We start from the raw sequence: 26,762 nt of genomic DNA, 5'->3' as shown, positions 1-26,762 counted from the left end.
TTATATGACATCTGCCTAATAATTTTCTGATTGTATTGCTGGCCCAGACATCGCACGAGTGATATCATTCAGTCTCGAACTGGTTTGTAGTGCGGAATGCGAGTCCGAGCCAAAGAAGGACTAAAGTCCTGACTACGAAGCTATTTTTCTGATTCGTGATTGACTGGTTTGTAGTGCGGAATGCGAGTCCGAGCCAAAGTCAGCGATAGGGTTCGTCAGTTTAGTCATTTTTAACGATCGCCAAAAATCTCATTCTGACGCACCATCTATTCAGGGTGTGCATCAGTTTTGAGATTATCAATTGTCCCAGGAAATATCTTGAGCGGATGCACCCTACTTTTACTTCCTGCATTTCTTCGCAAATTATCTTTAATTTATCTGCGTTTATCTGTGTTTATCTGCCTTAAATCTGCGGTTGCTCTAGCCATCAAACATTTATGAAATAAGTCATCTACAGTTAATTAAATCGCTCTAACAAGGCAAGCGAATAGTAAACAAGCTGCCTTTACCCAACTCGGATTTGACCACGATCGTGCCGCGGTGAGCTTCGACTATTTGGCGGCAGAGGTGCAGTCCCAAACCTGTGCTGGATTTCTTGTGAGTTCCCGAGCCAAACCTTTCAAATAACTTCGCTTGTTCGGCGGGAGAAATTCCGGCGCCGGTGTCTTGGATTTCCATAATTACCCATGCCAGCGGTTGGTTTTTGAAGCTCGTATAAACAGGTGAATTGGCAGCTTTTAAGCGGATATCTATAGAGCCGCTGTCGGTGAATTTTATCGCATTTCCGATTAAATTAGTCAGCAAGCGGTGCAACTCCAGACGATCGCCCGGATACTTGGCAATCGGAGCACTTTCTGCACTTTCACTCAAGTCTAAATTCACCGACAAATTTTTAGCATCGGCTAGGGGAGCGAGTTCTTCGGCTACTTCGGTAATAAGCTGGCGCAAGTCAACCGGAGCGAAACTGAGGGATTTGCGCCCTGCTTCGTAGCGGTAGACTTCTAGCAGCATATTTACCATCGCGATCAGGTTTTTGTTACTGCGAACCATTGTCCCGAAAGCGTCGCACATGGGGAGCGAGATTTCTCCCAAAGCTCCCTGCTGCATTAAAGTTAGCATTCGATCGGCTGCTACGAGGGGCGTCCGCAAGTCGTGAGCGAGTCGGGAGACAAAATCTTCGCGCTGGAGGGCGATCGAATTTCGTTCGTCTACGCTGTGTTTGAGCCGCAAGAGCGATCGCACCCTCGCCAGCAGTTCGTCCATTTCCACGGGTTTGCGGATAAAATCGTCTGCGCCCATGTCGAGTCCCTGGACTACACTGGCGCTGTCGTGAGCTGTGATCAGCAAAATCGGGATAAAGGGCAATTCCTTATTTTGTCGCATTCGCTGGGTGACTTCGTAACCGTCCATTCCCGGCATCATTACGTCTAGCAATACCAAATCGGGGGTTGACTTGTCAATTTGGCTTAAGGCCGAAAAGCCGTTCTCGGCCGTGCTAATTTCGTAACCTTCTTCTTCCAGGATTGTCTGCACCAACAAAACATTATCTGGTGCGTCATCTACAACCAGAATGCGATCGGCTTTTGTGGCATTCGGAACAGATAAATAGTTCATTTAATTGTCGGTATGAAAATAAATACTAACTTTAATGTGGCATCCGATTCATGTTTTCACATTTTTCCACTTCTTAACTCTGTCATAAGGAAGATCTCAAAACTTTATCCAATTTTTTTACATTTAGGCTCTCGGATATGATAAAATATGCTACTTTTTTGTCATAGTATGCACGCCGTCCCATTCGTCGGGCGGGGGTATTTCCAAATAGCTGAGGGATCGCTCGATCTGAACTTCCACAGGTCGATCGCTCGGTCGCATAGCTAAAGCCGCCTCAAAATAATTAATAGCTTGCTGAAAATTTCTAGCAATATAAGCATGGCGGCCGTTGTTGTAAAGTTCCAAAAACCTTTCGGTTTCCCCATCGAGGGGATCGGAATTAATTTGCAGCAACTCGTAAATGCCGACCGGCTGATTTTTGCCCTTAACCCGCACCTTGTCCAACTCTCGCACCCAAATCCGTTCGCGGCACAAATTGTAGGTAAATTCGCTCAAAATTATATCGCAGCCGTACTCCTTTGTAAGCTGTTCCAAGCGGGAACTCAAATTCACCGCATCCCCGATTACGGTGTAATCCATCCGCTTTTCCGAACCAATATTTCCCGAAACCACCTCTCCAGAACTAATCCCAATTCCGAAGCGAAACGGATCGGCGCCTGGGCGAGAATCATTAAACTCTTTCAAGCGCCGGCGCATATCTAAAGCCGACTGCACCGCCATCCAACCGTGACTTTCCGGGGGATTGAGCGGCAGGGGCGCACCGAACACCGCCATTAAAGCATCGCCGATAAACTTGTCTAAAGTGCCTTCGTAGTGGAAAACGGCCTCCACCATCGTCTCAAAATACTGGTTCAATAGGGCCACAACTTCCGAGGCTCCCAAATTTTCGGTCAGAGTGGTGTAGCCGCGAATGTCGGAAAATAAAATAGTAACTTCTTTGCGTTCGCCCACCATCAGGGAGCCTTCGCCCAAGGCCATGATTTTATCTACGACTCCGGGAGTCATGTAGCGAGACATTGTGGTTTTCATCCGCTTTTCGCGGCTGATGTCTTCGAGTACCACTAAACCGCCGCGCGCGCCACCTTCTGGATTGATCAGCGGGTTGACAGTTAAATTCAAACTGCGTTCAATTACTTTAATTCGAGAGCCGGAGATGGGTAGGGGACAATAAGGGTGATAGAGGTCAGCATTCCGCAGCGAAAATAGAGATTGGGAATTAGCTAATTCTGCCTGCGCTACTTCCTCAGTCCAGGCGCTGTTTTCGCCCCAAGCGTAATATAAGGTGGGGTCATTGCGATCGGGCACGGCCAAAATGTAACTTTCTGCTTCTGTATCTGCTGCTGCGCTACCCAGTGTTGTTTCCACCAACAGTCCCACAGTTAAACTTTGTTCGGGAACGTAATGTCTGGCAGCATTCAGGAGACTGTCTTCGAGTCGAAATTGCAAATTATCGATCGGCACAACTTCCCAAACATAGCGATCGATCAGTTTATCTTCCCAAATCACGAGATTGTGTTTGCTTTTATCTTGATTTACCGGACAGCCCAACAATTCCAGCGCGGCTTCGTTAATTGTGACAATTCGCCCCTGCAAATCGGTGGAAATGACTGCATCTGAAAGACTTTGCAGCATATCTTTTTGATACTGCTTTTCCACCATCACGTTCTGAAACAGTTGAGAATTTTGCAGCGCCATTCCGGCTTGGGAATTAAATGCTCGCAAAAACTCTTCGTCGGAAGTTGTGAAAGTGCCTTGAGTCTTATTAATTAGTTGAGTCACCCCAATCAGCTCACCTTTGGCGTTATGAACCGGCATACACAAGACAGTGCGAGTGCGATATCCCGTTTGCTGGTCTGTAGATGGGTCAAAGCGGGGATCGTCGTAAGCATCTGTAATATTTAGAGTTTGACCGGTCGAAGCCACGTAGCCTGCAATTCCTTTGTTAGCAGGAATGCGGACTTCCATCATCGTTTTGCCGTCGGCCTTGGCGAGTTTTGTCCAAAGTTCGTTGGTTTCGGGATTTAATAAAAATAGCGTGCTGCGATCGGCTTGCATCAAGTCCCGAGCTTGATCCATGACAGAGCGCAAAGTTGTTTCCAAGTCAAGGCTTTGACCCAACGTCGTGGTAGCTCTCAAAAGTGCGGCCACCCCTCGCTGGTTGCGGGCCACGACGTAGAAAGATTGACAGCTTTCGAGAATAATCCCGATCGAATCTGCAAAAGCCTGAAACTGCTGTTCGTCTTCCTCGGTAAAGGGGGCATTGCCAGCTTTGTTTAACAGTCTCACCACCGCTACGGGTTCGTGCTGGCTCTTACTGCTAAAAATCGGCATACAGAGGATAGTCTCAACCCGGTAGTTCGGCGGTTCGTCTACTTCGGCATTAAAATGCTCGTGTTCTCTACCATGCAAGACATTGAGCGATTTTCCAGTAGTTGCTACGTAGCCTAAAATGCCTGCATCCATCGGCAAGCGAATTTCTATATCTTCGCCCGTGAGCCCATCCACTGTTTTGTGCCACAGTTGATTTTTGTTGGCATCTACCAAAAAAATTGTTGTCCGGTCTGCTTGCAAAATTTGACCAATTTTGACAGTGAAGGCATCTAACAGTTGCTCTAAGAGAGTTTCGAGTGCTTCATTGTTAATCAGGTCCATTGCCCGGATAAATTGCTGAAATTCAGCCGTTACAAAGTCCAGCAGGCACACTAATTCAGTAACTGGCAAGCTCTTAACACGAGAGGTCAATGCCCCCATAAAATTGACTTGAGTCAGTGTAGCCAGAACGCTACCAGCATTGGAGAATGTCATGATTAACTGCTTGCTCAGAGGGGTAGATTGACCGGCTGGTCGATCGCGGTGCTAGATTCTGCGGTGCAAACTGTTTAAGTTGTTTGCTTTTCAACTCAGCATTCGATTGTCGGTTTGATGAATAATGGGTTCATTCTTTGGCGGATGAAACTTCAGTTTGCTTGTTAGAGATGCTCGATCTTTTTTTTGTTACAACATCGATACTGATGAGAGTTCGCCAGGCATGAGCTGAACTTGACTTCGGAACGCTGGCAGCCTGAAAACGAGCTTCTAGGCTTTTGTTCGATCGATCGCGGGCGATGTATATTTTACCCTCTGTGCTCGGCTGCTGGGCGGTGTGACTGTTTTAGCGCACTCGGCGACCGTATCCGGTCGGCTGCCGCCGCGCCCCAGTTTTGCCGCCCGCGAAGCATTCCAAAGCTATTCATAGTTTAATGGTAAACGCAACAGCAGGATAGCTACCGCAATCAAAGCCTCAAAAAAGTTCGATCGATCTTTGAGGACATTCCTCCTCGCTAGAAACTGCCTCGGGATGGAAGCTAAGCTGTCGGTGATGTTTAACATCGCGACATCTTGTCAAATTTAAGCAGCAGAGGCCATGGACTGGGAAAATACCACCGATCGATAGTAGCCTCGTAGTTGGTTAGTCGCCGCAGCCCAACCCCAGCGTTCGGCTTCAGAGCGAGCGTTTTGGCGGAGGGTTTCTCGTTCTTCGGGATTCGCAAACAGGCGCTGGGTAGCAGTCAGAGCTCCGGCTTCATCGGCGGGGTCAAATAAATAGCCGTTAACACCGTCTGTGACAATATCGGGAATTCCGCCACTGCGAGCCGCCACTACGGGAGTCCCCGCAGCCATAGCTTCGAGGAGCACTAAGCCCAGGGTTTCGGTACGGGAGGGAAAAATGAAGGCATCAGCAGATGCGTAAGCAGAAGCCAATTCTTGCCCCTTGAGGTAGCCAACAAAATTTGTGGGGGTGCCGGCAAAATATTGTTCGAGGGTTTGGCGGTGCGGGCCGTCTCCCACTAGGGCGAGGCGGGCGCCGGGAATGGCGGCGAGGACTGGTTTGATGGATTCGATTTCTTTTTCGGCACCGAGGCGGCCGACGTAGAGGAGTAAGGGGCTATCTGGGTTATTTTCAGAAAGGCGCGATCGCATTTCTCGACTTGCCAATTCGGGGACAAACATTTCCGTATCTACACCGCGCTGCCACAAGTCTACTCGCTCAATGCCATGAGTTCTCAACTCATCCACCATTGCTGTAGAAGTGCACAGATTTAATTCAGCTTGATTGTGCGCCCCTTTGAGCAATTCCCACAGCAATGGTTCGAGCATTCCAAAACCGTAATGGTGCAAGTATTTGGGTAAATGCGTGTGGTAAGAAGCCAAAATCGGAATATTGAACTTTTTGCCGTAATAGATCCCGCCCAATCCCAAAATAGCGGGATTGACAACATGAATAAGATCCGGTTGAAACTTCTGTAATTGTTGACCGATCGCCGGACTGGGCAGTGCCATTTTCAGTTCCGGGTACATCGGTAAAGGCAAACCCTCAACACCGTAAACTCGGGCACCTTTGTATTCTGTAATTCCGTAATCTGGAGAAAATATCAGAACTTGTTCGCCCGATCGCTGCAAGTGATCTACAGTGTGAATCAGGCGCGTCACAATGCCGTCTATTTTTGGCCAAAATGTTTCAGTGAACAGAGCAATTTTCATAAAACGAAGGAAGAAGGAAGAAGGAAGAGGGAAGAAGGAAGAAGGAAGAGGGAAGAAGGAAGAAGGAAGAGGGAAGAAGGAAGAAGGAAGAGGGAAGAAGGAAGAAGGAAGAGGGAAGAAGGAAGAAAGCTGTAGTTATACAGGTTTTCATAAAGATGAGGTATGCCAAATTCTGCTACTCTCAGTAGAGAGAACACACACTGCGGGCGAGCGTCTTTACTCCCAGAAACCTCAGAAAGCTTAGAGAAACTATCGATTACCAATTGCCAATTACCAATTACCAATTACCAATTCCCCATTACCAGACATACCTCATCTTTTTGAGAAAGGCTATATTCTTTGATATATTGTTTAGGAAATCGATACTCCCAGTCTTTGGCAAATGTCGGGGTTAGTAACAGGATACACTGCCTCGCGAGGAGTAAGTAATTGGGCAAGATCGCCCGTATTATATTGATGCTGTTGCTGCACAAATTCTGAAATATCCTCAATGTTAACAATCCATTCTTGGGCATAACTGGCAAGATAACTGCCACGCAAGCCGAGTTGAATTGCCCGCCGTTCCAGTTTCGCGCCACTGGGATGGTGGTCTGGGTCCCATTGCAGCCGCACGGATGAATTTTTAACAGCTTGTTTCCATTCTTTTTCGCTTCCGTACACTACTGAAACGAAATTGGAATGGACGACAGATGCTAAAATTTCGTCAAAAGCCGATCGCTTTAACGAAACCGCCAAAATTACTTCTTGTCCGGGTTTTGTACCCCATTCCGAACGATACATCATCCAGAGAAAGTTTGGCTTAATCCAACTCATGCGGTTAAGACTGAACTCGCCGCCGAAATAACCGCGTTCCGCTGCAAAGTGACCGATCGCCGGACGGTAAGCTTGATAGACAACAACAGTATCATCGTCAAATTGTGCTAAAATGTGGCGACCTGTATTCGGCCACCGCATTTTTTGGTTTAAGTAAGATTCTGTCAGCAGCTTCATCTGAAGTTATTTGCGATCGAGAGGTTGTTCCGGCAAGATACAAATTCCCTGAATGCCAATTGATAAAATTATCCCACCTAAAAGCAATCCCACACCTTCAGCAAAGCAGTTAATTCGGTGAATTTCCTGTGCAGTTTTGGCAATTAAGATTTCCTTTTCCGTAGCCGAAGGCGATTCGCTTTTGAGGCGGTAATTTTGATAACTCGCCGTTAGTGCAGCCCATTCCGGTATTAAATAATAAGCACAAACTGCACTGGCAGAAAATCCCGGCAGAACAACTAAAAGCAACAAGATGAGAATTCGACTTTTCACGGTATATAAGGAAGAAGGAAGAAGGAATCGAGCCTGATGTTTCAGCAATTAAGAACGTCATAACCATCGGGCGCGGTTGCCATATTTATTCCCAACCAAGCTAGCAGTTCTTCTCTTCCCTTCTCATCTCTTACTTCGCGCCCTTCGCGCCTTCGCGGTTCGTTAAAAAAATAGCGTTGCATATTTGCGGGATGATTTGGAATTTTATCAAAGCTGAAAATCATTATTTTTGGGGCGGGCTAGAAGCCCACCCCACAAGATTCATGCCAGAATTATGTAATGCCAAAACTCTCTCCCGCAGCTTGTGCCCGAATTTACCGTCGCCAAGAAACCTTCGGCAAAATTTGGTTTTTATCGACGCGGTGCTGATATTTTGTAGCAAAATTCAGCAGAGAATCGAGCAGGGAATCTGAGAGGTAGTGCGGCTGCAAGCCGAGGCCTAACAAACTGGTGTTTTTGGCATTGAAATAATGTTCTTCTTTCTCGACTCTGGGATTTTCGAGGTTGTTGATTTCTACTTTTAATCCCATTGCCATGCCTGCTTTTTGCACCAATGAGGCTAAGTCGCCGACGCTAAATTGTTCGGTGAATTGGTTGAAGACGCGGAATTCTCCGGCGGCGGCGGGGTTGGCGATCGCCAATTCGACGCATCGCACGGTATCCCGAATGTCTAAGAAGGTGCGGGTTTGTCCGCCAGTTCCATAAACTGTCAAAGGATGCCCGATCGCAGCTTGGATGCAAAATCTGTTCAAGGCTGTTCCGAATACTCCGTCGTAGTCCAAACGGTTAATTAACAGTTCGTCCATGCCAGTTTCTTCGGTGAGTACGCCGTAGACGACTCCCTGATTTAAGTCGGTGGCTCTTAAACCCCAGATTTTGCAGGCAAAATGGATATTGTGGGAATCGTGGACTTTACTTAAGTGATAAAAACTGCCAGGCTGTTTGGGATAGGGTAGTGTATCTTTGCGGCCGTTGTGTTCGATCGTAATGTAGCCTTCTTCAATGTCAATATTCGGCGTGCCGTATTCGCCCATTGTCCCCAATTTCACTAGGTGACAGTCGGGGAAATCTTCGCGGATGGCGTACAGCAGGTTCAGTGTCCCGACGACGTTATTGACTTGGGTGAGGACTGCGTGTTCGCGATCGATCATCGAGAAGGGCGCCGATCGCTGTTCGCCGAAATGGACGATCGCCTCTGGTGCAAATTTTCTCATACTTTTGCTGAGAAAATCGTAGTTGGTGATGTCACCGACGAACAAGTCGATCGACTTACCCGTTAAATCTTGCCATCGCTGGAGTCGTTGCTGAATCGGTGCAATGGGAGTGAGGGTGTCGCTGCACAGTTCCAGATCCCAATGCCGCCGCACGAAGCTGTCGAGGATGCCAACTTCGTGACCTTTGTTAGAAAGGTAGAGTGCGGTTGCCCAACCGCAATAGCCATCGCCACCAATAACCAGGACTTTCATAAATCAACGGTGAATCTTGCTTGCCAATACTGGGTTAATGTACCAGGTATTGGTGCATTGTGAACCTTTAATCAAGCGTGTTGGCCAAGTCTGGACTTGGTTTTTCGGCATCAAACCGGAATTTCGTCGGCGAAGCTAGCCCAGCGGGTAAATTCAAAGGGGCCGGCCTGGGCTCCCCAGACGTGGGCGTCGGTTTCTGGGTCGCGTCCGCGATCGTGACTGGTGAATTTGTCTCCATCGATCTCGAATTCGCTATCTAGATAGGTATTTTTGCCCTTTCTGACCACCATGCAGCCTTTTCCGGGTTCGACACACCCTTTGAAGCTGCTGCCCGTCCAGTGTGTAATAAAGGTGCACCCCGGCATTAGTTTAAATTCGGCTTTGTTGAGTTCTTGGAGCTTTTGGAGATCGCGGGAGGCGCCGTAAAATTGCTCTTCGTTGACGATCGCGTAATTTTCGATGTCGATGCGATCGCCCATCGGGACTAATTTTAACACTCGGACTCGGTACGGAGTTTTGAGTTCAATATCATAGGCTTGTTCTAGGTACAAGCTCATCCCGCCCAGAAGTTCTGTGGGTAGGGGTCTCATGCAGACGCGGATGTGCGCGAAGAATGGCGGATTTTCAAAGGCTTGCGCTTGGTTGCTGAAGTCGGCCGCCATCCAGCGGGCGAGGGTAATGATATCGGTGGAATGGGACATATCGATGGTTTTGAGAAGCGGAGTAGAAGTTATTTTACTGGAATTTTCACAACAAACTCCGTACTCTGCCCCAGAATCGAAGAACATTCAATCTTACCACCATGTTTTTCAGTAATAATCTGATGACTGATTGACAGCCCCAAACCAGTGCCTTTCCCAAGAGGTTTGGTAGTGAAAAACGGATCGAATAATAGACAAAGAATGGGTTCCGGGATCCCGACTCCATTATCGGCAATACTAATTGCGATCGCATCATCACTACTAATGAAAGTACGAATCGTAATCCTAGGTTCTTGGTTATTGCTGACACCCGATGATTCCAAAGCATCGATCGCATTACTCAGGATATTCATAAACACCTGGTTTAGTTGACTAGGATAACATTGGACTTGTGGTAACTGCCCATAATTTTTGATGACTTGAATTTCAGGACAATTTTGTCCACCTTTTAGACGGTGTTGCAAAATCAACAGAGTGCTGTCAATACCTACATGAATATCAACCGCTTTGCAGTAGCCTTCATCCAAGCGGGAGAAATTGCGGAGAGAAAGCACCAATTCGCGAATGCGATCCGTACCTATTTTCATCGAATTGAGTATTTTAACCAAATCTGATTGCAAAAATTTTAAATCAATTTCTTCTGCCCGTGTCTGGATTTCTGGAACCGGATTTGGATAATGTTTCTGGTAAAGTTGCACAAAGTCTAACAAATATTCAGTGTATTCTTTGACGGGGTTTAGGTTAGCATGAATGAAATTCACCGGGTTGTTAATTTCGTGGGCTACTCCCGCCACCAAGTGGCCGAGGGCAGACATTTTTTCGCCTTGCACTAAATGAGTTTTGGCTTGTTTTAGATTTTCTAATGCTTCGTTGAGTTCCTTGGTACGTTGTTCCATGATGCGTGTGGCATTTCGTAGTTGTAAATGCACCTGAATCCGGGCCAATACTTCTTCGCACTGAATCGGCTTTGTGATGTAGTCCACTGCACCCAAACTTAGCCCCTTAATTTTATCTACTGAGTCGGAAAGGGCTGTCATAAAAACAACCGGAATATCGCGAGTATCAGGATTGGCTTTGAGCTGTTTGCAGGTCTCAAAGCCATCGATTCCAGGCATCATGACATCTAGCAAAATCAAATCGGGCTGAGATAATTGAATTCGTTGTAGAGCGGTTTCACCATTTTTGGCGATCGCCACCCGGTAGTCATGTTCGCTCAATACATCAAATAATACTTGCAGATTACTGGGAGTATCGTCTACAACTAAAATAGTCTTGTCTGCGGACATGGAATTGACTGACATTAGAAACTCCAATATATAAACAGCAGGAAGCACGAAGTTCGGCAACGGATTGTCTAACGGATGTAACGGATATAAGGGATGGATGTAAGAGGTTAAAAGGAAGGAAAACAGAATAAATAGTTTTTTTTCAATTATATAGTAATTTGATTCAAATTTTTTATTGATAATAAACAGGTTTATACATTCAAAAATAAAGTAGCTAAAGTAGTGGTTCGATTAGGCGAATAATGGCTTCCTCATCAAACTGTTGACTTAGTGCTAAAACTCGGTTAGCAAAGACTATATATTCGGGTGCTAATTTTTTCAGGCGATCGGCTTCCTGGTGAATATCACTCATAAAACCACCCTGGGCGGCGGTATAGAGGGCTGTCAGTTCTTTAACTGGTGGCATTACCATATTAACCTCATGGACTTTATTCTCAGTAATTTTCATGGCATCTAGTTTCATTTCTTCATAAATCCACTGCAATTCCAGGTGTTTCTGTAATTGGTTCAACAATCCAGTAAACTCGATGGGCTTCGGGAAAAAACTATTGCAACCAGCATCCAGACTTTCCTGTATGTCTACCTGAGACAGAGTGGCTGGAGAAGCAATAATCGGCGTAGTCGCAAAGTTTGGCAGTTGTCGCAGGCGGCGAGTCATTTCTAACCCATCCATTATTGGCATATGGATATCGGTAACGATCGAGTCTGGTAGCATTTGAATGGCCATGTCTAAGCCCGTTTGTCCGTTGTCAGCTTCTGCCACTTGGAAGCCTAGGGGTTCCAGCATATTTATGATAATGAGGCGATTTTCAGGGCGATCGTCAATCACCAGAATTTTGCGTCTTTCGCCCTGATAGCCGATGACTTTGCGATCGGCGATCGCATCTTCTGTCATCCAATCCGATGCTGGCAACAAATCTACCTCAAACCAGAAGCTACTACCCTCACCAAGTACACTCTCGACATGAATTTCGCTGCCCATTTTCAGGATAATTTGTTGGCCGATGGCAAGCCCCAAGCCAGTTCCTTCGCTGTTGCGATCGCCTTTTCCAGCTTGCTCGAAAGGTAAAAAAATCTTCGATAATTTTTCCGAAACAATGCCAATACCAGTATCTTTAATCTTGAATCGAATTCTTTGGGCTGCACCAAAATCGCTTGATTTTACCACAGGTTCAACTCGGAAACTGACACTGCCAACATCAGTAAATTTAATAGCATTGCTGAGCAAATTCAACAACACTTGTCGCAGTCGTTTGTCATCAGCATGGACTGCAATGGGCAGGTTGCTAGCCGGCTGATAGCGAAAATCCACGCCTTTTTGTTCTGCCTTGATCCGGCACATATCCACAGTGGAGGATAGGAATTTTTCTAGATGGAAATCTTGGGGATCAAGTTCCATCTTGTGTACTTCCAACTTTGACAAATCCAAAATATCATTAATCAGAGTGAGTAAATGGGAACCACACTGGTGAATTACTCCTAATCCTTTCATCTGTTTGGGAGTAGTCGTCGGATCGTGTTGGAGGATTTGGGCATAACCCAAAATGCCATTGAGTGGCGTTCGGAGTTCGTGGTTCATATTAGCCAGAAATTCACTTTTGGTGCGGTTGGCAATTTCGGCGATTTCTTTAGCCTTTTGCAATTCGCTGATTGCTTTTTCTAAATCTTGGGCTTGCAGTCGGAGTTCTTGTTGATATGTTTCTACTCGTATAGCTGCGGATTGAATTGTCTGGGCTAGAAATTGGATTTCATTATTTGGTAATCCACTGGGTATGACAAAGTTATCAATTCCATTCCTGTCGATAACTGCTTTGTTCAAACGTTCGAGTGGGTGTAATACAATATGCTGAATTAATATCGTCATCAGTCCTAAAATTGCAGTCATCCCAATCAGCAGGGTGACGGTGGAAGTATAGAAAGTTTGCCATACTTGCTGGCGCATTTCTTCGGCATTCAGAATCGCGATCGCCAACCCGCGCCGATTTCCCTGACGAAACAAGGTACTGCTAAAGGGCAAAATTGCGACTAAAGCTGACTCACCATCTATGTTGGTTCTGAAACTTGTTTCTAAACCTGTTTCGGCCGATCGCTCTAATATTTGCTCTAATTCTGGATGAATAGTAGCATAGGCCGGATTTTTGAGTGCCGATCCACTCCGGGCGAGGGTTTGGCCATCGGGACTGACGATCGCCACTTCCACCACTGTCGGCAAGGTAGCATAGTTTTGCACCACGCGCTTGACAATGCTCCTATTCCCCAATTCGATTAATCCTTCCGTGGAAAACCCCACTCCCTGGGTAATCGATCGGGCGCGTTGTTCTAGTTCTTTCTGTAATTGTGATTGCATCAAAAAGTAGTTGAATCCCAAGGTGATTAAGCCAACAGTTGCCAGAGAAACACTAAAGCCCAATAATAGTTGGCGAGATAAGTTCTTTCTAGCTTGTTGGCTCATGGTTTCCATTCCGCTATTGCTTCATTGACAAGGGTGGAATCAATCTCCACATCTTGCCGAATTACTCGATTATGACGCGGATCGGATTTGAGTAATTCGACAATTTCTGCCTTGGCAGATTTGAGCCTACCTTCTGGGGCAAACATTCGCCGATTTAAGGTCATATCACCTTTTTTTAATCCAGCATAATCATTGGCAAAAGACTCACCACTTTGTCCCAATTGCTTTCCAACCGCCTTAAACACTTTTTTCGGCTGAGTTTTAACTGCGTGCATTACATCAAACCATGCCAGCATAAATTGCTTTAGTTCGGCTTTTTTTGCTTTCACTATCTTATCACTGGACATTAAGGTATCAATTACCAGACTGTCTACTTGCTTTGTGGTGTGAATTATATTGCCTTTGATGCTATTCGCTGTCTCCCCCAGCACCGGTTCCCATAACACCGCAGCATCAATCTCACCCTCTTTGATTTTCTGGGCTGCTACTTCATTGGAGTAATCCAAAATCGGCACATCAGAGGGCTTAATTTGATGATGAAGTTTTAAAGCTTCTAACAAAGTTAAATGGCTGATGGTTCCTAACTTTGCTGCTACTTTCTTTCCTCGCAAATCTGCTACGGATTTAATTTCTGGCTTGGCAAAAATTCCATCTGCCCCGGCAGAAATGTCGATAGTCATTAAAACCACAGGTTTGCCATCACCCGGATCTACCTGCATCACTTCCCAAAAGGTAGTAAATGCGGCATCTAACCTACCACGGATTACTGCCCGACTGGTATCCTGCGAGTTATCAAATAGCACAAACTCAACCTTTAGTCCCCGTTGCTTGAATATTTCTGAGGTTTGGGCATAGCGGGCAATATCATATCCCGGAAAGCTGATAGTTCCAATTCGCAGCGGTTGGAGCGATCGGTTAAATCCAAAGCCACAGGCATTGGTGAGAAAGGTGAGGCAAAGGGCGATCGCAAATAAACTGAAACCTGGCTTGATATTTAACTTCGATTTTTGCTTCCAGGAAATCCTCAACATATTGATGATTGAGATAACTTTCATGACTGCGAAGTGTAGTTTGATTTAAATTTATTATATTTAAATTTTAAATTTATTATTTAAATAAGGTCGATCGCACTTACGACATAAATCTATAGATCTGACTAGAGATTTTTTGCAAAAATGCGATCGGCCCGATGTTACTTTTACCAGAGATAAAATTCTCTGGTTCAGACATCTAAATTAACAAACTAGATGAGTTTGACAGCCCGGAGACCAAACATCAGCACTGTCGCCAAGCCAACCATGCCACCGAAAATTCCAAAATAAGCTATTGCTCCGGTAAGACTCATTGCAATTTCTCCAAAATAATCAATAAAAAGACCTATTAAGAACTATAATCTAAAATCTATAATCTAAATTAGATAAATATGCAATCGATAATTAAAGTTGACTTGGGCCCACAATCTTACAATATTTGCGTGCGATCCCCTACGGGGGCTACGCCAACGGGCGGCTTAGACGAGCTCGGTACCCTGATGGGCGATCTAAGTTTGGGCAAAAAAGTTCTTTTGGTCTCAAATCAGTCGATTTTTCGGCACTACGGCGAAAGAGCAACCGCAGCCCTCGAATCGGCCGGTCTAGAAGTCAGTACCTGCATTTTACCACCGGGCGAACAGTACAAAACTTTAAATTCCATCCAGAAGATTTACAATGCGGCTTTGGCTAACCGGTTGGAACGTTCCTCGACAATGGTGGCTTTGGGCGGCGGAGTGGTTGGGGATATGACGGGTTTTGCGGCGGCGACTTGGCTGCGCGGAATTAATGTGGTGCAGGTTCCGACTTCGCTGCTGGCGATGGTTGATGCTTCTATTGGCGGCAAAACGGGGGTCAATCATCCTTCGGGGAAGAATTTAATTGGGGCTTTTCATCAGCCGCGTTTGGTTTTGATTGACCCGGATGTTCTCAAAACTCTGCCGGCGCGCGAGTTTCGTTCGGCGATGGCGGAAGTTATTAAGTACGGGGTGATTTGGGATGCTGAATTGTTCCGGAAGTTGGAAAACTGCAAGCGCTTGGATCAAATGCGCTATGTGAAGGCGGATTTGTTGGCTGAAATTTTGAGCAGGTCTTGCCAAGCTAAGGCTGAGGTGGTAAGCAAGGATGAGAAGGAGTCTGGTTTGCGGGCGATTTTGAATTACGGTCACACGATCGGTCATGCTGTAGAAAGTTTGACTAATTACAAGGTAATTAATCACGGCGAAGGTGTGGCAATTGGTATGGCTGCGTCCAGCCGCTTGGCTGTGGAGTTGGGAATGTGGGATGCTGAGTGCGATCGCCGCCAATCTGCTTTAATTGCCAAAGCTGCTTTACCTGCTAAGTTGCCCGCAGGTGTCGATATTGAGGAGATTTTGAAGACTTTGCAACTGGATAAGAAGGTGCAGGATGGCAAGGTGCGCTTTGTGCTACCGGTGCGCTTGGGTGAGGCCGCTGTGAGCGATCGCGTGGATGGAGATGTAATTTTACAAGTTTTGAAGGAAATGCTTTAGGTTGAGGCTTATCGGCGTGTTTAACCGCCGTTGAAGGCTAATTGATTTCGATCGCCGCCTCTGTTTTTTATCTCTATGTTCGAGCGATCGACTATCGATCTCATATCTGCTTGGATGACCATAATTAAGATTGGTTTGATCGTTCGGACTTTAGTCCTTAGAAGATGCGGACTAAAGTCCGAACGATCAAACCTTTTTTATTTCAGCTATATCGAACATAATGATTTTAAGAGCCGCTCGACTGCGAATTGATTTCCTCCAAAAGTTTATCTACTCTCGTAGCTGCTTGAGTTCTGCCCTGCTTGATAAATAACTCCTTAGCTTTTTTGAGACTGGCTAGGGCCTCTGCTTGGTCTTCCTTCGCCCCTTGCTGGTATAAACCGACTCCTAAATTGTTTAAAGCATCGGGATACTGGCTGTTAATTTTAACGGCTTGTCTCCACAGCACGATCGCCTCGGGCAACTTTCCTTGACTTGCCATCGCCACGCCCAAATCGTTGTGAGCTTTGGCGTGCTGCGGGTTGACTTCAATTGCTTTCTGGTATTGGACGATCGCATCGCTCATTTTACCTTGCCCCGACAGCAGACTTCCCAACTTATAATAAGCATCGGCTTGTTTGGGATAGCGAGCGATTAGTTGTCGGTACAAAACTTCGGCATTGACAATATTTCCTTGACCGTAGAGGTCGTTGGCCGTTCTCAAACCCACCGTGTAACCTTTGCCTACAACTTGGCACTTTTTCTCAGAGTTGCCTTCCTGTTTACAAATCTTAAGTTCGTCTCCCTTCATCTCGTAGGATAGAACTTCGCGAACTGCGGGCCCCCGGCGCGGTGGCTGCAAGTTCTGCGACTGCAAGTTTGGGGCAATTTGCACCGTGGTTGATTCAGCTTGTACGGGTGGGACAACTCCCAATGCCCACATTCCAGCCACCAAAATGCTTGGGCCAATCCAGGTAAAAGGTTTGAAAGGGCGAAACTCTCGATCGTTTTTCATGTCTTTTGTGGAAATGTGTTGTTGATATCCTGGGTTTCACAAAAAAGCTCGGTAAGTGGGAAGCTCAGAGACTTTAGTCCTTCCTAGGAAAACGACCAGGCGATTTCAATCGCATTGAATCCCCTTGCGGGGTAGAGGGGTATGGTTGCCCCTCTGGCGAGGATGGTTGTCCTCAATCTCCCTTTCGGGGTAAAGTTAGCTTCGCCAATGTTATAAAGGCTTGTCAGGCTAGCAGCACTGTCGAGCGTGACTTTAAGGCTGTTTAACTACTAGCGACAGAGCAAGGGACTAGCTTCGCATCCGGTGGGTGTCATGACCTAAATAACGTAGCCAGTTAAGGCTTAGGCTGGTCAGTGCAGCTTGCTTGATTTCTCTTACAAGCTCAGTGGCGTTGATTCCCTGAGTTACTGACTGCTTCGTCAGAGTCCGAACACATGGCGGCCCACCATTGATCTCATTATTAACAGTCGAGATATTTTAGCACTGTGCGGCAGACTTTGAGTTAAATTAGAGTATATTCCCGATCGATTCTCAGTCAACCTTAGCAGGAAAGTAGAAATGGGGCAGTCTATTCTCACCATGCTGTTTGCGCTCATCCTCGGCTACGCTGTTAACTCAAGCGTGAAAATAGTCAGTGGTGGCGACGAAGCTTTAGTCGAACGTTTGGGCCAATACAAGCGCACCCTCAAGCCCGGATTCCACTTTATCAGTCCCCTGATCGAAAAAGTCGTCTGCGTGGACACCAGCCGCGAACGAGTTTTAGATATTAAACCTCAATCAGCAATTACGGGCGATAATGTGGCCCTAGAAGTCGATGCCGTTGTGTATTGGCGGGTTGTGAATTTGCAGAAAGCTTATTATGGAATCGATCAAATTGAAAATGCGATCGCCAACTTAGTTTTAACGACGTTTCGCGCTGAAATTGGTCGATTGCCCATGCAAGACATCTTGGGTTCCCGAGATGACATGAATAAAAAGTTACTCAAGAAGTTGGACGAAGCTACCGAAACTTGGGGCGTCAAAGTAATTCGCGTAGAAATTCAAAGCATTACACCTCCGAAAAGGGTGCAAGAAGCTATGGAATTGGAGCGCGCCACCAAGAGCGAATGGCAAGCAATGGTCAATAAGGCGATCGGCACTAAGGAGTACATGAGGCTCTTAGTTGAAGCTTTAGACTCCCATCCGAACAGCAAGCAAGTTTTGAATTACTTAGTAACTGAAAAATACTTAGACGCTCAACAAAAACTAGGCGAAAGCGACAACGCCAAAATTCTGTTTATGGATCCAAGAAACATGACAGAAGCCCTCAACGAGTTGATGGGTTCCATGCCGGATATCCAGCCGCACGCTCACGGTGGAGAGCGAGAACTCAAACTAATCGACCAATCAACCGCTCAAGATTGATTTCTGAAGATAGCGTCGGCAACCAAACAAACATCGTGCATTTCTCTGACATCGTGAATTCGCAAAATATCTGCCGAATTTGCGATCGCACTTGTACAAGCCGCCGCTGTCCCCCAAATTCTTTGTTTGGCTTGTGGCTGATTCAAAATGTGACCGATAAAGCTTTTGCGCGATACTCCGACTAAAATCGGACAGTCCAAACCCCGAATTTTTGGCAACTGCCGCAGAATTTCCAAGTTTTGATTGTAAGTCTTAGCAAAGCCAATACCCGGGTCGATAATTATCTGAGATTTATCAATCCCCGCAGCCATAGCGGCCACTATTCGACTCTCCAAAAAATCCAGAATTTCCCCAATCAAATCCTGATAATCTGTGAGTTTTTGCATCGTCTGGGGAGTTCCTCGAATGTGCATCAAAATTATCGGCACTTGCAACTGAGCAACCGTTGACAGCATTTCCGAGTCAAAAGTTGCTCCCGAAATATCGTTGACAATATCAGCCCCCGCCTCAACCGCAGCTTTAGCAACCTGCGCTCTGGTAGTATCGACAGAAATCGGAACTGAGCTAAAAATATCGGCTTTTTGCCTCAGCATTTCTATCACAGGTATAACGCGATCGATCTCTTCTTCTAAGGATATTTCCGCTGCACCGGGCCGGGTAGATTGACCGCCAATATCAATAATATCTACCCCCGATTTTACCATATTTTCAGCTTGCGCTAAAGCTGATTCTATGGTATTGAAATCGCCCCCGTCGCTAAAACTGTCAGGAGTTACGTTCAAAACACCCATCAAATAAGTGCGTTTTCCCCACTCGAAAGTTTTATTTCTAATGATAATTTTGGCTGGGTTATCTGTCATGGCGAGTGAGATTTTAGATTCAAGATTTTAGGTTTGATATCCTGTCCGGTCAATTACCATGAAAAAAACGGTTCGTAGTGTGGAATGCAAGTCCGCAGCAGCCTGAGAGCCGACTTGCATTCCACACTACGAAAAAAACGGTTTGTAGTGTGGAATGCAAGTCCGCAGCCTGAGAGCCGACTTGCATTCCACACTAAAAACCAATCTTAAAAAGCCCCGGTTTCTTAGAGTCTGATGCGTCCAAGATTCTTCAACCAAAACTCAACCAGCTAAAAACACGATCGACCGTCAATTCTAATTCAATTCCATTAATAATTGGCAACCGATCTGTACCTCGGTAAAATTCTACTTTTTGTCCGGGAAATACTGCTAAAATACTTTCTTCCTCAGGATCTAGCAACCAACCCAACTCAGTACCGTGTCGCGAACAGTGCAGCAATTTACCAAGGACTTTTGTTTGGCTTTGGTTTGGGGATAAAATTTCGATCGACCAGTCTGGATTAATTTCAAAGATGTTGGCAATTCTACCCGAAGGCAAAAAAGGAATTCTTTCCCAGCGGAATACTGCTATATCTGGTACGATCGACTTACCACCAAAAGTGCAGCGCAATTCAGGAAAAGCCTTGGCAATTTTTTGAGTTTGTGCTACTTCATTGATGGTCTTGCAGAGCTCACCTTGAAGTACGCTGTGTTCACCTTGAGGCATGGGCTTCTGAAGGATATCTCCGTCAATAAATTCTGAGGCCGGTTCAGTTTCAGGAAGTTTGAGGAAATCTTCTAAAGCGGGTTTGGGTTTAACCATCGCAATCATAAGTCAATTCTCCCGATCGGACAAACACTTAAAGTATCTCAAGGGCATATCACAATTGTAGGCGATCGCTTTCTCCTTCCCGCTGCCCTTGTTCCACTTACCAGTTATTGATAATTGACAATTCTAGCGAAACTGGCAGCTTCCAAACTAGCACCGCCAACCAAAACCCCGTCAATTTCAGGCATCGCCATAACTTCATCAATATTCTCTCCTTTCACAGAGCCGCCGTACTGAATCGGCACGTCAGGATTAGTCAATTTAGAGCGAATCAAACCAATAACTCGGTTAGCTTCCTTCGTTTCGCAAGTGTCGCCAGTGCCGATCGCCCAAATCGGTTCGTAAGCTATTACTAAGTTATCTTGGTCAACACCAACCAAATCCTGCGCTAACTGAGAAAAAATATGAGCTTCCGTTTCCCCGGCATCCCGTTGTTGCTTCGTCTCTCCCACGCACAGAATCGGAATTAAACCGGATTTCTGAGCAGTTGTCAGCCGCAAATTCACCGTTTCGTCGGTTTCCCCAAAATATTGCCGGCGCTCGCTGTGCCCGATGATGACGTAGCGCACCCCAAGTTCTGTCAGCATCTGCCCGGAAATTTCACCAGTATAAGCTCCAGACTCTTGCCAGTGGACATTCTGGGCACCGAGTCTAATCCGGCTTCCGTGCAGGTTTTTCGAGAGGACACTCAAATCTGTGAAGGGAACGCAAAGCACGACTTCTCGTTCTTCTGGGGTTTCCGTCAGGCAGGACATGAATCCTTGAAGAAACTCTAGGGATTCTGCCCTAGTTTTGTACATTTTCCAGTTGCCAGCTATAACTATTTTCCGCACTACTTTTTTAAATCCTTGTCCTTACAACGCATTTTATAGTCTAAAGCTTTAGGGTACATTTCGATCCCTCATTGTCCAAACTCGATGCGAGCTTGCTCAACTAGGTCAATGGTGACGACTTCTGTTTCGGCTTCGCGGGCCAATTGCTCGATCCGCACGCGGGCTTGTCCCCGGACAAAATAGGGAATATTTTTTAGCTTGGCCTTAGCTTGGGCCGTCCATTTTAAATCATCTGAGAATTCGGAATCTGGCATGGCGTATCGGGCGATCGACTACAAGCGCTCAGTTCTGTACTTTGACAAAAGTCTGTCTGGCTATTCAATTTACCATGTTTTGGGGCAAACCTATTCTGCGAGCAACGCTTGCGGGCGATCGAACTCTCTTCAACTCGGCGGTTGAAACGCAGACTCTACATCAACAAAGCTAACCTTAGGGTGCGTCACGGGGCCGGAATCCTTGAGCAGGTGACGAAAACATTTAGCCCGCTGACGCACCCTACAATAACTAAGGAATGAGAATTAAATAACTTACAATCTTTATTGTTATTGTGGGATGGACATCCCGCCCGTCCTTTCTGAACGGGCGGGACGCCCATTCCACAAGCTTGTGTAAATTATTTAATTTCCGATCCTAATGACTACTGACTGCTGACTGCTGGCTGATGTCGGATCGGAATCTCGATCGCAAATTCAGTACCCTTACCAGATTCTGAACAGCACTTTAAAACACCGCCGTGTTTCTCTACCACAATTTGGTAACTAATTGACAGTCCCAATCCAGTACCTTTGCCCACCGGCTTAGTCGTGAAAAAAGGGTCAAATATGCGTTCTCTCATCGATTCCGAAATTCCAGAACCGTTGTCAGCAATCCGAATCACCGCGCTCGGAACATTGCCATTAAGTTGACCGACAGCAGTAGAGATTTTAATTTGAGGACTCACTGAATTGCGATCGCTCAACTGGTTCGATTGCAAAGCATCGATCGCATTTCCGATCACATTCATAAACACCTGATTCAACTGTCCAGCATAACACTCAACCAGAGGCAAATTGCCGTACTCCTTAATTAGCAGAATGTTGGCACTGTCCCCATTAGATTTCAGCCTGTGCTGCAAAATTAACAGCGTGCTGTCAATGCCCTCGTGAATATCGACATCCTTCATTTGACTTTCATCCAGACGAGAGAAATTCCTCAAAGACAAAACTATTTGACGAATGCGATCGGCTCCCACCTGCATAGACAATAGCAACTTCGGCAAATCTGACCGCAGAAATTCCAAGTCAATATCTTCTGCCAACTCGCCAATCTCAGGACTAGAATCGGGATATTGCTGCTGGTAAAGTTCCAGCAAACTCAGCAAATTTTTAGTATAATCAGTAGCGTGATTGAGATTGCCGTAAATAAAATTAACTGGATTGTTAATTTCGTGAGCAATACCCGCCACCAGTTGCCCCAAACCAGACATTTTTTCAGTCTGAATCAATTGAGCTTGAGTTTGCTGCAAGTCTTTGAAATTTTGAGCTATTTGTGCTGATTGACCTCTCGTTTCCTCCAGCAAATCGGCTTGTTGGATAGCTACGCCTAACTGATTGGCAATCTGAGCTAAAAACTTAACTTCTGAACTTTCCCAACAGCGCGGCCCAGAATGTTCATAGGCTACCAACAAACCCCAAAGTTCTTGTCCTACAAAAATCGGCGCTATCGCATATGCCTGCACCTGAAAATGCTCTAAAATAGTGAAGTTACACTCCGAGTGACAAGCTTGATAGATATCGTCAACGACTAGAATCTCATTATTGAGATACCGGCCGCCTCGGTGTTCCTGCAAATAACTATTTTCCCAAACCGTATTGATATCTTCCCCTACCAATCTGATCCAACCGTCTTTCACAAACTCGGCAACATATTTTCCGCTCCAATCAGAATTAAAGCGATATACAGCAATTCTATCAACTTGTATAAACTGACAAACTTCTTGAGTTGCCGTCTTAAAAATTGCATTAATATCGAGAGATTCTCGAATCTTTGCTACCACTTCAAATAGTATCCGCTGCTGTTCAGTAGCTTGCTGCAAATCAACAGCTTGCTGCTGAGTTTGAGCGAGCAAATCCGCTTGTTCTAGTGCGATACTTAACTGGGCAGAAACTTGAGTGAGAAACTGAATTTCGGAAGATTCCCAGTTGCGGGGATCCGAACACTGATGCACGCATAGCAGCCCCCAAAGCTCGCTGCCTTTCATCACCGGTGCAACTAAAGTCGCTTTGATCTGAAATTGCTCCAATACTTTCCGAAAGCAATCTTGTAATCCGGCTTGTCTGATGTCTGCCAATGCGTGTACTCGCCCCTGAGAGTAAAGATTGGCGTAGTTTTCTCCAAAACAGCGATCGTTTACTCGGACTGCCATTGCCGATCTAAAATCTGGAAAAACATCTTCGGCAACGAATTCCCCGTCGTTAAATTCCGATGCGGGATCGAAACGGTAAACCCCAACGCGATCGGCATTTAAAGCCCGTCGCACTTCCTGGGACATCGTGGTAAAAATATCGTTCAAGTCGAGAGATTTCCGCATTTTAGCCACCACTTCAAACAGCACTAGCTGCTGTTGGGTCAACTGTTGCATTTGATCGGTACGTTTTTGAACTTTATTTTCTAAATTAGCGTTAAGTGCCTCTATTTCTTGGTATAGTTGGTATTGGTTAATTACCTGAGAAAAATGGCTGCCGAAAGCTTGTAATAATTCAATTTCTTCAGCATTCCATTCGCGAATCTGGGCTGTTTTTGACTCTTTCCACGCTTCAAAAGATATCCGAGATTGAGCGAGTCGCCCGTCGGCATCTAATTGTCCTGCCCAGAGAGTTTCGGTGTCAAATTCTTCTCTAAAAATGCTCAAGTAACCGAATATTTGCTGCCTGGTTCTGAGTGGTGCGATTAAAATGCTGCGGATTTTTGTCGATCGAAATGCAGGTTGCAGGCTTCTCAAACTGCTAATTTTGTACAAGTCGGGAATTGCCCAAACCTGTTGCTCGCTGGAGTTAAAATATTCGTGCCAGACGCTGTATAGCTCTATCTGCTGGTATTTGGCAGAAATAGGCATTCTCGGGCCTGAGCCACAAGTGTAGACTTTGAGTGCCTCTGTGGAATTGTCCGAGTAGGGTAGTAAACTCGTGAGATTGTTGCTGTGGAAAATGCAAAGCCTGCCACCTACGGCCTCTAGTGCAGCTACACATTCTGCCAAAGCTGCTTGCAGTTCGATCGCGGGCTGGGAGTGCAGGGCTGCGGCGACGCGGTTGACGGCAGCTTCACGCTCAGCTTTGGCCTTGGTTCGGGAGAGGAGGGTTGATTGGGCGATCGCGACGGCGAGGTGATCTGCCACCATCTGAACGTCTTGCAGTTCCTCCTCTGCGACACTCCGGGACTGGGAGTGGTGAGATACCAACAACCCCCACAATTCTTGGTCGTGAAAAATTGGTACTACCAAGGAAGCTTTAACGCCGAGTGCACTCAAGTATTCAGCGTGGCAGGGGTCGATCGCCCGAAAGCGCACTTCATCGGGCAGCATTTGATCGGAAACCTCGTCGCGGCGGGGACTTTGGCCTAGCAACCCGGAATCGATATCGACGATCGATCGCACCTGTACTTGGGCGAACAGTTCGCGGGCGTGAGGGGGAATATCGTCTGCTGGAAAATGCAGCCCCAATAATGATGGCAAGCGTTTGCCGTTAATTGATTCAGCAATCACTTCACCGCTGCCATCGCTATGAAATTTATAGATTTTTACCCTGTCTGTTCCCAAGAACGATTGAACTTCCGCTGCTGTGGCGCTGAGAATTTCTGGCAATTCTAGAGAGCGGCGAATGCGGTTGGCGATGCGATCGAGTAAATTTGCTCGATCGTAAATCACCTGGACATTTTCGAGCTTTAATGAGTCCATTCTTAATTTTTTGCTTTCCCAGCAATAATAGTAATTGGCTAAAAAGTTTTGTGCGTGTTATCAATTTTTGAAAGCACAGGCATTTAATAAAAGTAGATTAGTTTTGCACAGCTAAGGATCTACCTTCAAACTGCAACTTCCTATTGCTATTGTCAATTTTGTGTGATTAAAACTTTTGTACCTTAATTAAATATAAACTTTGTAGAGCCGGCCTGCAAGTTCTTTACCCGAACTCATCAAAATAGTCAAGTCTCAAGAATTGTGGAGTAATTCAGAGAAAGGCTTAACATCGATCGCAACGCCACTTTTTCGAGATATTGGCTTAAAAAAAAGCTCCTGCCGTTAAGCAGGAGCTTTTTTTGATTAGACAATCACATCAGCACAAGGCCGATGATTAGTCCAAATCAGGCATAGAAAGAACCGCTTCATTTTCGCGATTGATACCTTTTTCAAAGCCAGCGACAGCCGCGCGAGCGCGACCAGCGTGCCACAAGTGGCCGATCAAGAAGAAGAAACCCATCACAAAGTGGAAACAGGCCAACCAAGAACGGGGAGAAGTATAGTTAAAGGCGTTAACTTCAGTTGCCAAGCCGCCCACAGAGTTCAAAGAACCCAAAGGAGCGTGAGTCATGTACTCAGCAGCGCGGCGAGCTTGCCAAGGCTGAATATCATTCTTGATTTTGTTCAAGTCCAAACCGTTAGTACCACGCAAAGGTTCCAACCAAGGGCCTTGGAAATCCCAGAAACGCATCGTTTCACCACCGAAAATGATTTCGCCAGTAGGAGAGCGCATCAGGTATTTACCCAGACCGGTAGGGCCTTGTGCAGAACCGACGTTAGCACCCAAGCGTTGGTCGCGGATCAGGAAGGTCAAAGCTTGTGCTTGAGAAGCTTCCGGGCCCGTCGGGCCGTAGAATTCGCTAGGGTAAGCAGTATTGTTGAACCAGACAAAGCAGCAAGCGATGAAGCCCATGAGGGACAAAGCACCCAAGCTGTAGGACAGGTAAGCTTCGCCAGACCAGATTAAGGCGCGACGAGCCCAGCCGAAAGGCTTGGTCAAAATGTGCCAAACACCACCAGAGATACAAATCAGGCCAAGCCAGATGTGACCGCCGATGATGTCTTCCATGTTGTTAACGCTGAGCAGCCAGCCTTCGCCACCAAAAGGAGCGCGAACCAAGTACCCAAAAATCACAGCGGGGTTGAGGGTTGGGTTCGTGATAATACGCACGTCGCCGCCGCCCGGAGCCCAAGTGTCATAGACACCGCCGAAGAACATGGCCTTAGCAACCAGCAGCAAGCAACCGCCACCCAATAAAATCAGGTGATAGCCGATGATGTTGGTCATCTGGTTCTTGTCTTTCCAGTCGTAGCCGAAGAAGTTCGAGTATTCTTCGAGAACTTCTGGGCCGCGAACAGCGTGATAAATGCCGCCCAAACCGAGAACCGCAGAGGAAATCAAGTGCAGAACGCCGACTACGAAGAACGGGAAGATATCTGTAACTTCACCGCCGGGGCCGACGCCCCAACCCAAAGTAGCGACGTGGGGCATCAAGATTAAGCCCTGTTCGTACATTGGTTTTTCTGGGATAAAGTGAGCGACTTCAAACAAAGTCATTGCTCCAGCCCAGAACACGATCAAACCAGCGTGAGCGACGTGGGCGCCCAGCAGTTTGCCTGAGAGATTGATCAAACGAGCGTTGCCTGACCACCAAGCGAATCCGGAGGATTCTTGGTCGCGACCGCTTGCATAGGAATTAGAGAGCGTTACCACGCGGTAGAACCTCCAACGATGTTAGTTTTTGGATTTCGGTTTTTTTGTTCTCCGGGTGACCGCAGGAGCACTGCGTCCACCCGGTGAATAGGAATTTGGATTTCTAGTTTGAATTTAAAAAACATAAATTAAGCTGAAATCCAAATCCTGATTTTTTTAAAGTGCGTTACCGCGAGGCAGAACTTCTTCAGGGAAGATGAAGTTTTCGTGGGGTTGGTCGGTCGGAGCCATCCAAGCACGAATGCCTTCGTTAAGCAGAATGTTCTTAGTGTAGAAC

The 26,762-nt window shown here is 46.3% G+C and carries 22 protein-coding genes and 1 pseudogene; 3 read left to right on the top strand and 20 right to left on the bottom strand.

The annotated features are described in order from the left end of the window. Nucleotides 1–471: 471 nt before the first annotated feature. The 4 genes from JGK07_RS05690 to JGK07_RS05675 all read right to left on the bottom strand — a co-directional run bounded on the left by JGK07_RS05690 (nt 472) and on the right by JGK07_RS05675 (nt 6,135). Entirely contained in the window at nt 472–1,614 is a 1,143-nt protein-coding gene (locus tag JGK07_RS05690) for a hybrid sensor histidine kinase/response regulator (RefSeq protein ID WP_293183089.1), read from the bottom strand. A 150-nt stretch (nt 1,615–1,764) separates the two neighbouring features. Next, nucleotides 1,765–4,419: a GAF domain-containing protein gene (locus tag JGK07_RS05685; RefSeq protein ID WP_293183091.1), complete on the bottom strand. Its 2,655-nt coding sequence runs from the start codon at nt 4,417–4,419 to the stop codon at nt 1,765–1,767. 420 nt (nt 4,420–4,839) lie between these two features. Further along, the gene (locus JGK07_RS05680; RefSeq protein WP_293183093.1) at nt 4,840–4,983 is read right to left on the bottom strand and encodes a hypothetical protein; all 144 of its coding nucleotides are present in this window, start codon (nt 4,981–4,983) and stop codon (nt 4,840–4,842) included. An 18-nt stretch (nt 4,984–5,001) separates the two neighbouring features. Beyond that, nucleotides 5,002–6,135 (bottom strand): glycosyltransferase, encoded by a 1,134-nt coding sequence (locus JGK07_RS05675; RefSeq protein WP_293197009.1) that lies wholly within the window; start codon nt 6,133–6,135, stop codon nt 5,002–5,004. On the opposite strand from JGK07_RS05675, the gene JGK07_RS05670 reads away from it, so the two are divergent. Further along, on the top strand, nt 6,116–6,379 hold the full coding sequence (locus JGK07_RS05670; RefSeq protein WP_293197010.1) for a hypothetical protein: 264 nt from the start codon (nt 6,116–6,118) through the stop codon (nt 6,377–6,379). The two genes, JGK07_RS05675 and JGK07_RS05670, sit on opposite strands and share 20 nt — an antisense overlap. A gap of 107 nt (nt 6,380–6,486) precedes the next feature. On the opposite strand, the gene JGK07_RS05665 is transcribed toward JGK07_RS05670, so the two are convergent. From JGK07_RS05665 to JGK07_RS05630, 8 genes are all read right to left on the bottom strand, one after another. After that, nucleotides 6,487–7,125 (bottom strand): DUF4291 domain-containing protein, encoded by a 639-nt coding sequence (locus tag JGK07_RS05665; RefSeq protein ID WP_293197011.1) that lies wholly within the window; start codon nt 7,123–7,125, stop codon nt 6,487–6,489. A gap of 6 nt (nt 7,126–7,131) precedes the next feature. Further along, nucleotides 7,132–7,416, bottom strand: coding sequence for a hypothetical protein (locus tag JGK07_RS05660; protein ID WP_293183101.1), 285 nt, complete (start codon nt 7,414–7,416; stop codon nt 7,132–7,134). A 335-nt stretch (nt 7,417–7,751) separates the two neighbouring features. Next, nucleotides 7,752–8,903 carry an NAD-dependent epimerase/dehydratase family protein gene (locus JGK07_RS05655; protein WP_293183103.1) on the bottom strand — a complete coding sequence of 384 codons (1,152 nt, stop codon included), beginning with the start codon at nt 8,901–8,903 and terminating at the stop codon, nt 7,752–7,754. A gap of 110 nt (nt 8,904–9,013) precedes the next feature. After that, a complete protein-coding gene (locus JGK07_RS05650) occupies nt 9,014–9,604 on the bottom strand; it encodes a chromophore lyase CpcT/CpeT (RefSeq protein ID WP_293183105.1) in 591 nt (196 codons plus the stop codon). Between the two features lie 29 nt (nt 9,605–9,633). Next, on the bottom strand, nt 9,634–10,905 hold the full coding sequence (locus JGK07_RS05645; RefSeq protein ID WP_293183107.1) for a response regulator: 1,272 nt from the start codon (nt 10,903–10,905) through the stop codon (nt 9,634–9,636). A 199-nt stretch (nt 10,906–11,104) separates the two neighbouring features. Further along, nucleotides 11,105–13,342 (bottom strand): ATP-binding protein, encoded by a 2,238-nt coding sequence (locus JGK07_RS05640; RefSeq protein ID WP_293192154.1) that lies wholly within the window; start codon nt 13,340–13,342, stop codon nt 11,105–11,107. After that, complete coding sequence (locus JGK07_RS05635) at nt 13,339–14,397, bottom strand: ABC transporter substrate-binding protein (RefSeq protein WP_293192156.1); 1,059 nt, start codon at nt 14,395–14,397, stop codon at nt 13,339–13,341. The genes JGK07_RS05640 and JGK07_RS05635 overlap by 4 nt, the downstream gene beginning before the upstream one ends. A 188-nt stretch (nt 14,398–14,585) precedes the next feature. After that, nucleotides 14,586–14,687, bottom strand: coding sequence for a cytochrome b6-f complex subunit PetL (locus JGK07_RS05630; protein ID WP_194010188.1), 102 nt, complete (start codon nt 14,685–14,687; stop codon nt 14,586–14,588). Nucleotides 14,688–14,765: 78 nt separating this feature from the next. On the opposite strand from JGK07_RS05630, the gene aroB reads away from it, so the two are divergent. After that, nucleotides 14,766–15,881, top strand: coding sequence for a 3-dehydroquinate synthase (aroB, locus tag JGK07_RS05625; RefSeq protein ID WP_293183113.1), 1,116 nt, complete (start codon nt 14,766–14,768; stop codon nt 15,879–15,881). A gap of 226 nt (nt 15,882–16,107) precedes the next feature. On the opposite strand, the gene JGK07_RS05620 is transcribed toward aroB, so the two are convergent. After that, nucleotides 16,108–16,875: a tetratricopeptide repeat protein gene (locus JGK07_RS05620; protein ID WP_293183115.1), complete on the bottom strand. Its 768-nt coding sequence runs from the start codon at nt 16,873–16,875 to the stop codon at nt 16,108–16,110. 558 nt (nt 16,876–17,433) lie between these two features. On the opposite strand from JGK07_RS05620, the gene JGK07_RS05615 reads away from it, so the two are divergent. Then, entirely contained in the window at nt 17,434–18,279 is an 846-nt protein-coding gene (locus JGK07_RS05615; RefSeq protein ID WP_293157580.1) for a stomatin-like protein, read from the top strand. Here JGK07_RS05615 and folP read toward each other — a convergent pair. The 7 genes and pseudogenes from folP to JGK07_RS05580 all read right to left on the bottom strand — a co-directional run. After that, nucleotides 18,270–19,139: a dihydropteroate synthase gene (gene folP, locus JGK07_RS05610; RefSeq protein WP_293192158.1), complete on the bottom strand. Its 870-nt coding sequence runs from the start codon at nt 19,137–19,139 to the stop codon at nt 18,270–18,272. The two genes, JGK07_RS05615 and folP, sit on opposite strands and share 10 nt — an antisense overlap. 250 nt (nt 19,140–19,389) lie before the next feature. Beyond that, nucleotides 19,390–19,950: a Uma2 family endonuclease gene (locus JGK07_RS05605; protein WP_293212388.1), complete on the bottom strand. Its 561-nt coding sequence runs from the start codon at nt 19,948–19,950 to the stop codon at nt 19,390–19,392. Between the two features lie 104 nt (nt 19,951–20,054). After that, the gene (tpiA, locus tag JGK07_RS05600) at nt 20,055–20,780 is read right to left on the bottom strand and encodes a triose-phosphate isomerase (protein ID WP_293192163.1); all 726 of its coding nucleotides are present in this window, start codon (nt 20,778–20,780) and stop codon (nt 20,055–20,057) included. Nucleotides 20,781–20,848: 68 nt separating this feature from the next. Beyond that, a complete protein-coding gene (locus JGK07_RS05595; RefSeq protein ID WP_293183127.1) occupies nt 20,849–21,034 on the bottom strand; it encodes a PCP reductase family protein in 186 nt (61 codons plus the stop codon). A 383-nt stretch (nt 21,035–21,417) separates the two neighbouring features. Further along, nucleotides 21,418–24,711, bottom strand: coding sequence for a GAF domain-containing protein (locus JGK07_RS05590; protein WP_293224094.1), 3,294 nt, complete (start codon nt 24,709–24,711; stop codon nt 21,418–21,420). Nucleotides 24,712–25,105: 394 nt separating this feature from the next. Further along, nucleotides 25,106–26,485 carry a photosystem II reaction center protein CP43 gene (psbC, locus tag JGK07_RS05585; RefSeq protein ID WP_293151178.1) on the bottom strand — a complete coding sequence of 460 codons (1,380 nt, stop codon included), beginning with the start codon at nt 26,483–26,485 and terminating at the stop codon, nt 25,106–25,108. 156 nt (nt 26,486–26,641) lie between these two features. After that, a pseudogene (locus JGK07_RS05580) lies at nt 26,642–26,762 on the bottom strand (photosystem II protein D2); the annotation flags it as partial.

This window comes from Microcoleus sp. PH2017_24_DOB_U_A (genome assembly GCF_020738205.1).
Lineage (GTDB): Bacteria > Cyanobacteriota > Cyanobacteriia > Cyanobacteriales > Microcoleaceae > Microcoleus.
This window is presented reverse-complemented; position numbering and strand designations above follow the sequence as displayed.